Source organism: Aurantiacibacter hainanensis, assembly GCF_036321025.1.
Classification (GTDB): Bacteria; Pseudomonadota; Alphaproteobacteria; order Sphingomonadales; family Sphingomonadaceae; genus Alteraurantiacibacter; species Alteraurantiacibacter hainanensis.
Genome location: NZ_JAZAPB010000002.1, coordinates 418,659 through 432,500, shown reverse-complemented (window position 1 = coordinate 432,500; position 13,842 = coordinate 418,659). Strand labels below are relative to the sequence as shown.

Genomic DNA, 13,842 nt, shown 5'->3' with positions numbered 1-13,842 from the left:
CGAAGCTTGCTCACAGCTCCCCGACGCTTATCGCAGCGTGCCACGTCCTTCATCGCCTGTACATGCCAAGGCATCCACCAAATGCTCTTACCTCACGCTTGAGAATCCACACCATCAACGACAAGCCTGCATAAAAGTTTACCGTCTTGCGATGGCGCGGAGGAATTATCTCAGCCAGATAATCAATTTGATTGATTTGTGATTTGCCATCGACTGGACCAGACCAAAGGCCTTGCCAGCGCGACGACACCTCACGGCATCGATTTAAAAACCCATTCACAATGTCAAAGACGTACGATCGAAACCGTACTACCCGCCAGATGCGGGATCCGCTTTCATTTCATCCTGGAGTATCGCGGTATTGGCTGGTGGAGCCTATCGGGATCGAACCGATGACCCCCTGCTTGCAAAGCAGGTGCTCTCCCAGCTGAGCTAAGGCCCCTAGCCAAGTTCGTGGTGGGCCTGAGTGGATTCGAACCACTGACCTCACCCTTATCAGGGGTGCGCTCTAACCAACTGAGCTACAGGCCCACTATGCCACCGCTGGCCAAAAGGCCGCGGGCGGCGTGAGCCAGCTCAGGCGCAAACATCACAGGCAGGGCCTGTGTGTTTCTCCAGTGATGAAAGGACATGAGGACGACGGCAGTGTTCTTTGGAAATAGAGGAAGCACTTCCCGGCTCGAGGCCAGGCGCTTTCCGCCAAAATCCTTAGAAAGGAGGTGATCCAGCCGCAGGTTCCCCTACGGCTACCTTGTTACGACTTCACCCCAGTCGCTGATCCCACCGTGGCTGGCTGCCTCCCTTACGGGTTAGCGCACCATCTTCGGGTGAAACCAACTCCCATGGCGTGACGGGCGGTGTGTACAAGGCCTGGGAACGTATTCACCGCGGCATGCTGATCCGCGATTACTAGCGATTCCGCCTTCATGCTCTCGAGTTGCAGAGAACAATCCGAACTGAGACATCTTTTGGAGATTAGCTAACCCTCGCGGGATCGCTGCTCACTGTAGATGCCATTGTAGCACGTGTGTAGCCCAGCCTGTAAGGGCCATGAGGACTTGACGTCATCCCCACCTTCCTCCGGCTTATCACCGGCAGTTTCCTTAAAGTGCCCAACTAAATGATGGCAACTAAGGATGAGGGTTGCGCTCGTTGCGGGACTTAACCCAACATCTCACGACACGAGCTGACGACAGCCATGCAGCACCTGTCACTCTGCCCCGAAGGGAGGAATCCGTCTCCGGAAACCGTCAGAGGATGTCAAAGGCTGGTAAGGTTCTGCGCGTTGCTTCGAATTAAACCACATGCTCCACCGCTTGTGCAGGCCCCCGTCAATTCCTTTGAGTTTTAATCTTGCGACCGTACTCCCCAGGCGGATAACTTAATGCGTTAGCTGCGCCACCCCAGTTCTGTGAACCGGGACAGCTAGTTATCATCGTTTACGGCGTGGACTACCAGGGTATCTAATCCTGTTTGCTCCCCACGCTTTCGCACCTCAGCGTCAATCACTGTCCAGCAAGTCGCCTTCGCCACTGGTGTTCTTCCGAATATCTACGAATTTCACCTCTACACTCGGAATTCCACTTGCCTCTCCAGTATTCTAGCGATCCAGTTTCAAGGGCAGTTCCGGGGTTGAGCCCCGGGATTTCACCCCTGACTTGAAAAGCCGCCTACGTGCGCTTTACGCCCAGTATTTCCGAACAACGCTAGCTCCCTCCGTATTACCGCGGCTGCTGGCACGGAGTTAGCCGGAGCTTATTCTCCAGGTACTGTCATTATCATCCCTGGTAAAAGAGCTTTACAACCCTAAGGCCTTCATCACTCACGCGGCATTGCTGGATCAGGCTTTCGCCCATTGTCCAATATTCCCCACTGCTGCCTCCCGTAGGAGTCTGGGCCGTGTCTCAGTCCCAGTGTGGCTGATCATCCTCTAAGACCAGCTATGGATCGTCGCCTTGGTGAGCCTTTACCTCACCAACTAGCTAATCCAACGCGGGCCCATCCAAAGGCGATAAATCTTTGGTCCGAAGACATTATTTGGTATTAGCGTTCCTTTCGAAACGTTATTCCAAACCTAAGGGCAGGTTCCCACGCGTTACGCACCCGTGCGCCACTCACCCCGAAGGGTTCGTTCGACTTGCATGTGTTAGGCATGCCGCCAGCGTTCGTTCTGAGCCAGGATCAAACTCTCAAGTTTATGTCACTCACCAAACCGGCACGATCCGAAGATCGTCAACCAGAAAGGCAAGAGCTTCAAGGAGCCGATACCTGCACTGTCAAACGTAATGGATACGAATGAACATGCATCATCCCGGACCAGGCGTGGAGCCCGATCAGGATGTGGCGTCGGCTTGGTTACCCGTTACTGCGACCTTGAGCTTCGCAGACGGGGCGCCGTCGCCCACATGTCCCTTCATCAAAAACCGACAATGTCAAAGAGCCACCGACAAGTAGAAGCGGACAGCGATTGGTTCCCCGATTTACACCGGGGGATCCGGCTGTCCGATCAAAGTTGGCGACCGAAGCGGGTGGCGGTGGAAGCCGTCAGCGCCGCGTCGGTGGAGCCCATCTAGGCGCGGTGCGGGATTCGGTCAACGGGTTTTTGCAATTTTCTTTCAGAAAGTTCGTTTTTCGGCTCGAAACGTTGAAAACATTGGCATTTTTGCGTGGCAGGGGTGTCTTATCGGGGAGCGGCGCCAGGCTTTGAAGGTACTCCAATCGTCGATTTCTGCGTTTCACAGCCCTGAATCGGGGCTCACGGGCTATCTAGGACGCTGAATTGGCGCATGAATCGACTGCGGATGATGCGACCGGACTGGTGTTAACGCCCGGATCGCGAATCTCTCGCTCATTGAGGCAATCTTTACGTGCGCGCGGTTAATGCCGGCGCGCAATGAGCAGCACCGGCGCCATCCCTCCAGCCTTCTCCGACGCGCGCGCGCACGCACGCGTAGCGGTGATCGTTCCCGCCTACGGAGTGGCGCACCTGGTCGGCGACGCACTCGAATCGCTGCAGGCGCAGACGATTCCCGACTGGGAGTGCGTGGTGGTGGACGATGGCGCGCCCGACGATGTCGCCAGCGCAGTTGCTCCCTTCCTGGTCGATCCCCGCATTTCCCTGCTGGAAACCGACAACGCCGGCGTCTCCAGCGCGCGCAACAGGGCGATCGCGCAAACGCGGGCGCCGTATATCGCCCTTCTCGATGGCGACGACATGCTTCGCCCGGACTACCTGGCTCGCACGCTCGCCGTGCTGGAGGCCGATCCGCAAACGCGACTCGTAACCGTCAACGCGCGAATCTTCGGTGCCGTCCAGCAGGAGCGCCGCTGCTTCAGCGCGAAACAGGGCCGCGGCGACGGCATACGCGGTTCGCTGGCCGACGTTATGGACCGCAGCTTCGGCGTCTACATCGGCTCCACCTTTCGCCGTGCGGACTTCGACCGGATCGGCGGCTTCGACGAATCGATGACCCATGCCGAGGACTTCGACCTGTGGGTGCGACTGATGCTGCTGGGCGGCCACGCGCACTACATCGACGAGGTTCTGGGCGACTACCGGGTGCGCAGCAGCTCTGCCTCGGCCGCCGAGCAAAAAATGCTGAAAGGCAATATCCGCACGTTCGAGAAGGCGCTGGGGGCACTCGATCCCGCTGCCCCCGAAGCAACGATCGCCCGCGCGATGATTGCCGACAACGCCCGCCAGCTGAGGTTCTCCGTGGCGGCGGACCGCGTGATCGACGGCGACCGGGCAGCGCTGGCCGAACTCGAATCGAGCACCGGCCCGGAGCACGGCCCGGCCTGGCGCGCCTATTTCCTGATCTGGAAGGTCGCCCCCGCGCTTGCCGGGCCGATGCTGGCCCTGCGCCGCCGCCGCAATGCCCGCGGGGCGGGAGCGCCCGAATCGGATAGCGCCCCCAGCCGCAAGGCCGCTTCGCTGTGAGCGCCGCCATGAGCGTGCGGGGCGCGGCACTGCTGGCCATGGCGTCGCAGATGGGAGCCTTCGCCATCCAGTTCGTGGCCAGCGTCATCCTGGCGCGATGGTTCATCGACCCGGACGAGCTGGGCCTGTTCACCATCGCTTTCTCGTTCGTCTCGCTGCTGGCCGTGCTGCAGGAATTCGGCATCAACCGCTACGTCGCGGGAGAACCGGACCTGGACGAGGAGGGGATTCGCACCGCCTTCACCGTGTCGCTGTCGATCAGCTGGGCGATTGCCGCACTGTGCGTGCTGCTGAGCTGGCCCGCAGCCGCCTTCTACGACTTGCCCGGCCTGCTGCCGCTGCTGCTGGTAGTGGCCGCCAGCTATTTCTTCGTGCCGCTGGCAACCGTGCCCATGGCGCTGCTGCACCGGCGCATGGACTTCAAGTCCAACACCATGATCGAGATCGGCGTGGTGCTGACCAATGCCGCCGTCGCCATCGGGCTGGCCTGGCATGGTTATGGCGCGATCGCGCTCGCCTGGGGCGCCTTTGCCCAGCAGGTGGCGCGCGCGGCCATCGCCCAATGGCGGATCGGCGGGCGGCTGCCCATCCCGCCGCGCCTTGCAGGCGCGATGCCGGTGCTGCGCTTCGGCGGGTTCTCGACCGTGCTTTCGGGGATGTCGCAACTGGGCTCCCGCCTTCCCGAACTGCTGATCGGTCGCCTACTGGACACGGTGGCCGTCGGCCTGTTCGCCCGCGCCTATGGCCTCGCCTGGCAACTGCGCTGGCTGGTGAGCGGCGGCATGACCACGGTCTTCTACCCCGCCTTCGCCCGCTTTCGCGATCGCGGCGACCCGCTGGGTCCGCACTACGAGCGGGTAACCGCCAGCTTCACCGCGCTGACCTGGCCCGCCATGGCCGGCCTTGCCGCATGCGCCGTACCGGTGGTGGGGATACTCTACGGCGAGCGCTGGCTGGGCGCGGCGCGGCCGCTGGAGTGGATCGCCATGGCGCAGATCCTGATGATCGCCCTGCCCCTGCATGTCGAACTGCCGATCCTGCTCGGACGCATGCGCCCGATGCTCTGGCGCTTCGGGCTCGATACGGCGGTTTCGGTGGTGCTGCTGGCGGTGGGCGCAATGTTCTCGCTGGAAGCGGCGGCGGCCAGCCGCGTGGCCTACGGCATCGCTTGGCTGCTGATCCACGCGCCTTTCCTGCATTCTGTGGTCGGCTTCACATGGAGCGGCCTGGTGCGCATCTGGCTGCAGTCGGCGCTGGTGACGGGTATCGCCATCCTGCCCGTCTGGCTGTCCTACGTCTGGATCGCGCCCGCTCCGCAGGCTGGCTTCGTGCAGGTTGCCGGCGCGACGTTGGCAGGCGTCGTCTGCTGGCTGATTGCCCTGCGGCAGATTCGTCACCCGGCCTATTTCGAGATCCACCACTTCGCCAGCCAGGCGCTGTCGCGTTTCGGCTGGGGCGCCCTGGTGCCTGCGCCTCGATAGCGCCGGGCGCCGTGCCCCGGCGGACAACGGCGCGATCATGGCATTTGGGCCTTGGCCCGCTACGTGGTAAGATCGCCCCATGCTCGCCGTCGATGGGACACGTCCGGCGGGCGGGAGAGAAGAGACAATGTACAGGATCGCCATGGCGGGCGCTCTGGCCCTGCTTTCCAGCGCGGCGATGGCCGAACCCCCGGCTGTCGCACCGGGAGAGGGTGCGCCACAGCGAACGGCAACTCCGGCAGAGATCGCCGAGACCACCGCCATCATCGATACCATCGCCATGCAGATCGAGCGCTATCGCCGGATGACGGTGCCGGTCACCATCATGGGGCACGGGCCGTTCAACTTCATGGTCGATACCGGCGCGCAGGCCACCGTGCTATCGCTGGCGCTGGCCGACCAGCTGCAGCTCAATGACAGGGAAACGGCAACGCTGGTGGGCATGGCCAGCCGGCGCGCGGTGGAAACCACCATGGTCCCCGGCTTCACCCTGGGCGAACGCAGCATGACGATCCGCACCGCTCCGCTGGTGGAAGGTGCGCATATCGGCGGGGCCGATGGCATCCTTGGCCTGGACTCGCTGCAGAACCAGCGCGTGCTGCTGGACTTTGCCGGCGGCGAGATGAGCATTTCGGACAGCCTCAGCGGCGGCAGCGGCAGCTACGACATCATCGTTCGCGCGCAGGAGCGGCTCGGCCAGCTCATCATCCACCGCGCCGAGCTGGACGGGGTGGAAGTGGACGTGATCGTCGATACCGGCGCGCAAGGGTCCGTCGGCAACATGGCCCTGCGCGAAAGACTGCGGATGCGACTTCGCGAGCAGCTGGCAGATGCGGTGATGACCGACGTCAACGGCGTGCAGGTGAGCGGCGAGACCCGCGTGGCTCGCCAGTTGCGGCTGCAGACCGCCATGGTCAACAACGTGGTCGTCTCCTTCGCCGACTCGCCCACGTTCCATGTCCTTGGCCTGGCAGACCGGCCGGCGCTGATTCTCGGCATGAGCGAGCTGCGATTGTTCAAGCGGGTCGCCATCGATTTCCGCAGTCGCCGCGTGCTGTTCGACCTTCCCGGCGACGTGCCGCTGGACCGCGCCTTCAACTTCCGCGCAAGGGCCTCCCGGCTGCGATAGCTTGCCCTCGCCCACTCCAGGCCCCACCTTGCGAGGGCTGTGAGAGATTTCGGAGACAGGACGGGAACCGGCGAGAGCGCCGACTGGGCCACCATGCGCAGGTTCCTGCCGTACCTGTGGCCGAAAGGTCGACCCGAACTGAAGCGGCGAATCCTTGGCGCGGGCGTCTTCGTCCTTCTGGCCAAGGCGGTCGTGCTCTCCCTGCCCTTCGCCTATGCCCGCGCTGTCGACACCATGAGCGCCGACGGCGATCCTGCCGTCTGGGTGGCGATGGCGCTGGTGATTGCCTACGCCGCGGGCCGGTTCGGCACCGTGCTGTTTGACCAGCTGCGCAACATTACCTTCAACCGCGTGGGGCAGGATGCCGTCCTTGGCCTGACCGAGGACGTCTTCGCGCGGCTTCACCGCCTTTCGCTGCGTTTCCATCTCTCCCGCCGGACAGGCGAGCTCACCCGGGTGGTGGAACGCGGCACCAAGTCGATCAGCTCGATGCTCTACTTCCTGCTGTTCAACATCGCCCCCACGGCCATCGAGCTGGTGGTGGTGAGCGTGATCTTCTGGACGATCTTCGGCTGGGAACTCGTGGCCGCGACTGCCGTCACCGTGGTCAGCTTCATCTGGGTGACGCAGGCCATCACCGAATGGCGCGTGAAACTGCGAAAGGAAATGAACGACCTCGACGGGCAGGCCATGGCCCGCGCGGTGGATTCGCTCCTGAACTACGAGACGGTGAAGTACTTCGGAGCGGAGGAGCGGGAGCGGAAGCGTTATGCGCGGTCCGCCGGGCAATATGCCGAAGCCGCGATCAAGACCGAGAACTCGCTCGGCTTTCTCAACATCGTGCAGGCCAGCATCCTCAACCTGATGATGGGCGGGGCGATGGCCTGGACCGTATGGGGCTGGTCGCAGGGCAACCTCTCGCCGGGCGACCTGGTGCTGGTGAACACCTACCTGATGCAGCTCTTCCGCCCGCTCGACATGCTCGGCTGGGTCTATCGCACGATCCGCCAGGGCATGATCGACATGGCCGACATGTTCGGCCTGCTCGACACGAAGGTGGAAGTGGAGGACCGCCCCGGCGCGCCCGCGCTTGTGGTGAAGCGGCCCACCGTCACCTTCGAGAACGTCAGCTTCGGATACGACCGCGAGCGCCCGATCCTGCACGGCCTGTCCTTCGAGGCGCCGGCGGGCAGCACCGTGGCGCTGGTCGGCCCGTCGGGCGCTGGCAAGAGCACCATCGGGCGGCTGCTGTTCCGCTTCTATGATCCGTGGGAAGGTCGCATCTGCGTCGACGGGCAGGACATCCGTGAAGTGACGCAGGAGAGCCTGCGGCGCAATATCGGCATCGTTCCGCAGGATTCGGTGCTGTTCAACGACACCATCCGCTACAACATCGCCTACGGCCGTGACGATCCGGACGAGGATGACGTGCGCCGCGCGGCTGCCGATGCCGCCATCCTGCCATTCATCCACGAACTGCCCCACGGCTTCGAGACCGAGGTGGGCGAACGCGGCCTCAAGCTGTCGGGCGGGGAGAAGCAGCGCGTGGCCATCGCCCGCACGCTGCTGAAGAACCCGCCGATCCTGCTTCTGGACGAAGCGACGAGCGCGCTCGATTCGCGTACCGAGCAGGATATCCTCGCCACGCTGAAGCGCGTCTCGGCGAACCGCACTACCATCGCCATCGCCCACCGCCTGTCGACCATCGCCGATGCCGATTTGATCAATGTCATGGAAGCGGGCCGCATAGTCGAGCAGGGCAATCATGCCGACCTGCTGCGCCGCGACGGGCTTTACGCCGAGATGTGGAACAGGCAGCAAAGCGAAGACACGGACGAGGCGCGCGAAGCCGCCGAATAGGGGGAGACGAAAGAATGCGGATTGCCGGACCACTCCTGATCGCCGGTGCCCTGGCCGGGTGCACGTCTGCCCCTCCTCCCCCGTCGCAAGAAGAAGTCTTCTACGTCCGCGAAGGCATGGTGAACGGCATCAATCCGCCGATGGAAGCCATCTGGAACCTGCAGGTGGAAGTGATGGACGACTACGGCAACTTCGATCCCGACCTGATGACCGCCGATCACTGGGCAATGCTGAACGATGCCGCGCGGCAGCTGGAGGGTGCGGCGCTGATCCAGAGCCATGCCAATACCTACGTTGCTACCGCGCCCGGCTCCACCTTGCCGCCTGCGCCCGTTGGCACCGATCTCGAAGCGATCCAGGCCCGTCTCGAAGCGAACCCTGAGGCCTATAATGCATTTGCCCAGGCGCTTGCGGCGCACACCACGCAACTGCGCGAGGCGGTGGACGCGCGCGACACCGAAACGATCACGCAGCTGGTCAACAACGCCCAGCCGGTGTGCAAGGCCTGCCACGACGTGTTCTGGTATCCCGAGGAATACCAGCAGTAGGAGCGGTCGCTCCTCCACAATCTATACTTGCATTGTGCAGTGCAGCATATAAGTGGTCCGGAACGTTGACCCGGCGCGGCCCCGCTCGCGCCCCAGACCACGGACAATTCCATGATCGACACAGCCGCTCTGAAGCGCGACTGGCTCGCCCAGCCGCGTGCCGACATCCTTGCCGGTATCGTGGTGGCGCTGGCCCTCATTCCCGAGGCCATCGGCTTCTCCATCATCGCGGGCGTCGATCCGCGCGTGGGCCTCTACGCCTCGATCACCATCGCCATGGTGATCGCCTTTACCGGCGGTCGGCCGGGCATGATCTCCGCCGCCACCGCTGCCGTGGCCGTGGTGGTGGTGCCGCTGGTGCGCGATCACGGGGTGGAATACCTTTTCGCCGCGACCATCCTGATGGGCATCTTCCAGGGCATCGCCGCCGTATTGCGGCTGGACCTGATGATGCAGTTCGTCAGCCGCAGCGTGATCACCGGATTCGTGAACGCGCTGGCGATCCTGATCTTCATGGCACAGGTGCCGCAGCTCGATCCCTCGAACGACGGCGTGTCATGGATCACCTATGCCATGGTCGCCGGCGGTCTTGCGATCATCTACCTGCTTCCCCGGCTGACGACCGCCGTCCCTTCCCCGCTGGTCGCGATCATCGTGCTGGGCGCGCTGTCTATCGGGCTGGAGTGGGACGTGAACACCGTCTCCGACATGGGCGCTCTGCCCCAGGGCCTGCCCTATTTCATCATCCCGGACGTGCCGCTGACGGTCGAGACCTTCCAGATCATCGCGCCCTATTCGCTGACCATGGCCGCGGTGGGCCTGCTGGAATCGCTGCTGACCGCGCAGATCGTGGACGACATGACCCACACCGAATCGAACAAGCAGCGCGAGTGCGCCGGGCAGGGATCGGCCAATATCGTGGCGGCATTCTTCGGCGGCATGGGCGGCTGCGCCATGATCGGCCAGTCGGTCATCAACGTCACCAGCGGCGGGCGCGGACGGCTGTCCAGCTTCACCGCTGGCGTGACGCTGATGATCCTTCTCGCCGTGCTCGGCCCCATCGTCGGCCAGATCCCCATGGCCGCGCTGGTAGCCGTGATGATCATGGTGAGCATCGGCACCTTCAGCTGGAATTCCATTCCCAACCTGCGCCACCACCCGTGGCCGTCCTCTGTCGTGATGCTGACAACCGTGGTGATCGTGGTGTGGACGCACAACCTCGCCATCGGCGTGCTGGCGGGCGTGCTGCTGTCGGGCATCTTCTTCACAGGCAAGGTGCAGCGCATGTTCGCCGTGGAGCGCGTGCGCGAAGGCGACACCGCCACCTACATCATCACCGGCCAGATCTTCTTCGCCAGCGTCGACCGGTTCTTCTACGCCATCGGCCCAGAGAGCCGCATGGACGATCCCGCGGACAACGTGGTGATCGACGTGACCAAGGCGCATTTCTGGGACATTTCCGGCGTCGGTGCGCTGGACAAGGTGGTGGACCGGATGCGCCGCAACGGTCGCAGCGTGCAGGTGGTCGGGCTGAACGAGGCGAGCGCCGACCTGGTCGACAAGTTCGCGCTGACCGACAAGACCGGCGTGGAAATCGGCCTTGCGCCGCATCCCTGACGCGGCAGGGTGAACCGGCGAGCGATACGGAACAAGGCCCGCATCCTCACGTTTTTACCCTGCAACACGCATCGGGCCGATGGCCTGCTTCTGCAGCAACTTCCGCCGGATGCGAAGCGATGCTCGCAGGGCAGTCGATTTTCCTCACCGGGTGGCTGCCTTGAGAAGGCAGAGTTGAACCCGGAAGGGGAAGGAAAAAGCACCAAGAATCTGACAAAGCGACATCCATTCGCCTCGGCCGCGCTGGCCGCCACGACGCTGGCCCTCGCCTCGGGCTGTGCGACAACCGGCGGGGGCGTCCTCGAAGGCGAGGCCCGACTGGCCGAAATGATCGAAGGCAAGACCGCCGGCGAGGGGCAAAGCTGCATTCCGGCGGCTATAAGCAGCCGCCTCACCGTGATCGACGAGACCGCTGTGGTCTACGATGCAGGTGAGACGGTCTGGGTCGCCAGGCCCCAGAATCCCCGATCCCTGGACGATCACGACGTGCTGGTCATCGAACGCACCAGCGGCCAGCTGTGCAAGCAGGACATCGTTCGCACGATCGACCGGACGCTGGGCTACTCGACCGGGGCCGTATTCCTCGGCGACTGGATTCCGTACCGCTGAGGCAGGCATTCCGCCGGCCGCGATACTGAACGAGACCAGGGCCGGGTCTCGCCTGGCGAGGCCCGGCCCGTCCCCCTGTTATCAGAGACCCACGACTCCGCCATCGTCCCTCGTGATCGCCACGACGGCGGAACGCGGACGCCCGGTTCCGCCCGACTGGCTGGCGGGCCAGTTGGAGCCGAAATCGGACGGCGTGCCGTCCTCGCCCGGATGCTGGATACCGACGAACAGGGTGCGCCCGTCCGGCGTGGTATCGACACCGGTGATCTCGCACTGGTCGGGGCCGGTCAGGAACCGCTTGAGCGTGGCCGGGGTCGCCTGATTTCCGACGAAGGTCGATTGCGTGGCCATGGCCCCGCCCGAACCGACATTGGTGATCGTGCGCGCTCCCCCATCGCCGACGAAGCCGGGCAGTCCTGCCAGCATCTGGTTGTTGGTGCGATCGGTGAAGGCCCCGTCATCCGTCTGTATCCAAGCCAGCGGGCGAACCCTGCCCGCCGGGTTCTGCGGGCGAGAGAACCACAGGCCGTCGGGCGAGGAGAAGTCGTTCTCGTCGCCGAGGCCAGAGAGGTTCACGTCGCCTGAAGCATCGGCCGAATCCGCTCCGAACAGGTAGATGTCCCAGAGGAAGCGGGTCGCCGACGGATCGTCGCCACCTTCGCGGATGCGGATGATGTGTCCGTTAGGGTTGCCGAAGTTGGGCGAGCCGTTGCGCGGATCGCTGTAGTGACGCGGATTGGCCGCGTCCGTGCCGTCCAGCGGCCGGTTCGACGCGTTGTTGTTGGTCAGCGTGAGGTAGACCTCGCCCGTCCGCGGATTGGTGGCCGTCCATTCGGGCCGGTCCATCGGAGTCGCCCCCACCGCATCGGCGGCAAGGCGGGCATGAACGAGAATATCGGCCTGGTCTGCGAATTCGTAATCCGGCAGGTTCGGCACGCTGCCATGCACCAGCGGCATCCAGTCGCCCGAGCCATCCGGATTAAAGCGGGCGACGTAGAGCGTTCCGGAATCGAGATACTTGTCACCCACGGCCAGCCGGTCCGGCCGATTGCCGTCACGCTCGCTCCACGCGGCATCGGAGACGAACTTGTAGAAGTATTCACGCCGCGCATCGTCGCCCATGTAGACGGCGACCTTCTTGCCGTTGCGCAGCACGCCGAGCCATGCGCCCTCGTGTCCCATGCGCCCCAGCGCGGTGCGCTTTCGCGGCGTCGCGGAAGGGTCGTAAGGATCGATTTCCACGACCCAGCCGAACTGGTTGGGCTCGTTGCGATAATCCTGGAGCGCCGTGCGCGAGGCGTCGGCCCGCGCGTCCCAGCGGCGGAACACCTGGTTCGGGTCCTCGCTGGAGGGCACGGTCGACCAGGCATAGTTGCCGACGCCGCCGCGAACGCCATAGCGATTCAACCCCCTCAGTTCTCGGGCCGTGCGAGCGGCATCGTCACCGCTGCGGCGGAAGTAGAAGGCCCAGTTCTCCTCGCACGTGAGGTTGGTGCCCCAGGAAGTGTGTCCGTTGGCGCAATTGTTGATCGTGCCGCGACCGGTGCGCCCGTCGGGAGAGAACACGGTCTTGAGAAAATCCGATCCGGCCACCGGTCCGTTGAATACCACGGGGGTGTTTGGCGTGATGCGGCGGTTGAACGGGCTGCCCTGCACCCATTCCCACTTGCGGTCGCCGGTGTCGCGATACTCGGTCACGCTGACGCCGTGCGCCTCTATCTCCTTGATCGCCTCTGCCGCCGGGCGCGGTCCGGTATCCACATTGGTAGGGCCGTTGGGGTGCAGGTACTGAACGTTCAGGTTCTCGTGGTTCTGCACCAGCAGGCCGCGCTTCGAGAAGTTGTCGTTGCGGCGGTTGTTGGGACCGAGGCCGTAGTAATACAGCGCATCGCCATGGTCGCCGATGCGGCCGGCGAAATTGGTGTCGGTGCCGTCGTTGGCATATTCGGATACGCCGCCAAGGATCGGATCCCCCAGCCGGGTCATCACCTTCACCGAGTAGCCGGCGGGCACTGTGACGACATCGTCGAAGTTCTTGGCGACTGCCGCGAAGGTGAGCTTCGCCGGGCCAACGTCGACCCGGGCCACGCGGTCGCCGCGGTTTGCGGCAGCCTGGCCATTGTCGCCACCGTTCTGACCGTCCCCGCCATTACGGCTATTGTCGCCGCCGCTTCGGTTCCCGTCGCCGGTGGTCGTGATAAGGCTGCTGGCACCCGCGCTGAGGGCGCCGCCGCTTGTCAGCGTGAATTCGACAGGCGTTGCCGAGGACACGGCGGGAGCGATGAAACCCAGCGCGCCATTGTGCTCGATCAGTTCGACCTCGGGGCCTCCGCTCTGCACCCAGCTTCCCTCGCCGGCTGCCAGCAGCACCATCTGTCCGGAGGTGGCGGCCGTCGTTGCGCCAGCCTGCGCCGTCGGCGTCGTCAGGGCGCTGGCAAGCTCCTCGTCCGAGCACGCGGCGAGCATCGAAGTGCCGAAAAACGCGGCGGCACTCGCCGTCATCCCGCCCATCAGCGTCTGACGGCGTGAAAATCGGTTGGAAATGATTTCGTTGAGATGAGTGGCTGGGGATGAGTTGGTGTCCACATCCCCATCAGAATACCCAGCCTTGAATGACAAATCGCCCATGAAAGACCTCCCTTCGACTCGGTGACCCGC

At 63.8% G+C, this 13,842-nt stretch carries 8 protein-coding genes, 2 tRNA genes and 2 rRNA genes (1 of these 12 cut by a window edge); 7 read left to right on the top strand and 5 right to left on the bottom strand.

The window, feature by feature from the left end; genetic code table 11:
- The 4 genes from AAA989_RS09585 to AAA989_RS09570 form a co-directional block, all read right to left on the bottom strand.
- Window positions 1-101, bottom strand: a 23S ribosomal RNA gene (locus AAA989_RS09585) (it extends 2,688 nt beyond the left edge of the window).
- Between the two features lie 265 nt (window positions 102-366).
- Window positions 367-442, bottom strand: a tRNA-Ala gene (locus tag AAA989_RS09580).
- Window positions 443-454: 12 nt separating this feature from the next.
- A tRNA-Ile gene (locus tag AAA989_RS09575) sits at window positions 455-531 on the bottom strand.
- A 181-nt stretch (window positions 532-712) separates the two neighbouring features.
- Window positions 713-2,197: ribosomal RNA gene (locus AAA989_RS09570) — 16S ribosomal RNA — on the bottom strand.
- Together the 16S and 23S rRNA genes with 2 tRNA genes alongside form the textbook arrangement of a ribosomal RNA operon.
- A 696-nt stretch (window positions 2,198-2,893) precedes the next feature.
- Here AAA989_RS09570 and AAA989_RS09565 point away from each other — a divergent pair.
- From AAA989_RS09565 to AAA989_RS09535, 7 genes are all read left to right on the top strand, one after another.
- On the top strand, window positions 2,894-3,940 hold the full coding sequence (locus tag AAA989_RS09565; RefSeq protein ID WP_338242999.1) for a glycosyltransferase family A protein: 1,047 nt from the start codon (window positions 2,894-2,896) through the stop codon (window positions 3,938-3,940).
- On the top strand, window positions 3,937-5,421 hold the full coding sequence (locus AAA989_RS09560; RefSeq protein ID WP_338242997.1) for an oligosaccharide flippase family protein: 1,485 nt from the start codon (window positions 3,937-3,939) through the stop codon (window positions 5,419-5,421). Before AAA989_RS09565 ends, AAA989_RS09560 begins: the two co-directional genes overlap by 4 nt.
- A gap of 127 nt (window positions 5,422-5,548) precedes the next feature.
- On the top strand, window positions 5,549-6,550 hold the full coding sequence (locus AAA989_RS09555; RefSeq protein ID WP_338242995.1) for an aspartyl protease family protein: 1,002 nt from the start codon (window positions 5,549-5,551) through the stop codon (window positions 6,548-6,550).
- 93 nt (window positions 6,551-6,643) lie between these two features.
- On the top strand, window positions 6,644-8,410 hold the full coding sequence (locus tag AAA989_RS09550) for an ABCB family ABC transporter ATP-binding protein/permease (protein WP_338245490.1): 1,767 nt from the start codon (window positions 6,644-6,646) through the stop codon (window positions 8,408-8,410).
- A 14-nt stretch (window positions 8,411-8,424) separates the two neighbouring features.
- Entirely contained in the window at window positions 8,425-8,958 is a 534-nt protein-coding gene (locus tag AAA989_RS09545; protein ID WP_338242993.1) for a cytochrome c, read from the top strand.
- A 111-nt stretch (window positions 8,959-9,069) separates the two neighbouring features.
- A complete protein-coding gene (locus tag AAA989_RS09540) occupies window positions 9,070-10,575 on the top strand; it encodes a SulP family inorganic anion transporter (protein WP_338242991.1) in 1,506 nt (501 codons plus the stop codon).
- Window positions 10,576-10,749: 174 nt separating this feature from the next.
- Entirely contained in the window at window positions 10,750-11,184 is a 435-nt protein-coding gene (locus AAA989_RS09535; RefSeq protein WP_338242989.1) for a hypothetical protein, read from the top strand.
- A gap of 81 nt (window positions 11,185-11,265) precedes the next feature.
- On the opposite strand, the gene AAA989_RS09530 is transcribed toward AAA989_RS09535, so the two are convergent.
- Window positions 11,266-13,812 (bottom strand): PhoX family protein, encoded by a 2,547-nt coding sequence (locus AAA989_RS09530; RefSeq protein WP_338242987.1) that lies wholly within the window; start codon window positions 13,810-13,812, stop codon window positions 11,266-11,268.
- Between the last annotated feature and the right edge of the window lie 30 nt (window positions 13,813-13,842).

Bases quoted from the DNA above. Each gene is read 5' to 3' on its own strand.
- AAA989_RS09530 (WP_338242987.1), bottom strand. From the start codon at position 13,812: ATGGGCGATTTGTCATTCAAGGCTGGGTATTCTGATGGGGATGTGGAC.
- AAA989_RS09545 (WP_338242993.1), top strand. From the start codon at position 8,425: ATGCGGATTGCCGGACCACTCCTGATCGCCGGTGCCCTGGCCGGGTGC.
- AAA989_RS09540 (WP_338242991.1), top strand. From the start codon at position 9,070: ATGATCGACACAGCCGCTCTGAAGCGCGACTGGCTCGCCCAGCCGCGT.
- AAA989_RS09555 (WP_338242995.1), top strand. From the start codon at position 5,549: ATGTACAGGATCGCCATGGCGGGCGCTCTGGCCCTGCTTTCCAGCGCG.
- AAA989_RS09565 (WP_338242999.1), top strand. From the start codon at position 2,894: ATGAGCAGCACCGGCGCCATCCCTCCAGCCTTCTCCGACGCGCGCGCG.
- AAA989_RS09550 (WP_338245490.1), top strand. From the start codon at position 6,644: ATGCGCAGGTTCCTGCCGTACCTGTGGCCGAAAGGTCGACCCGAACTG.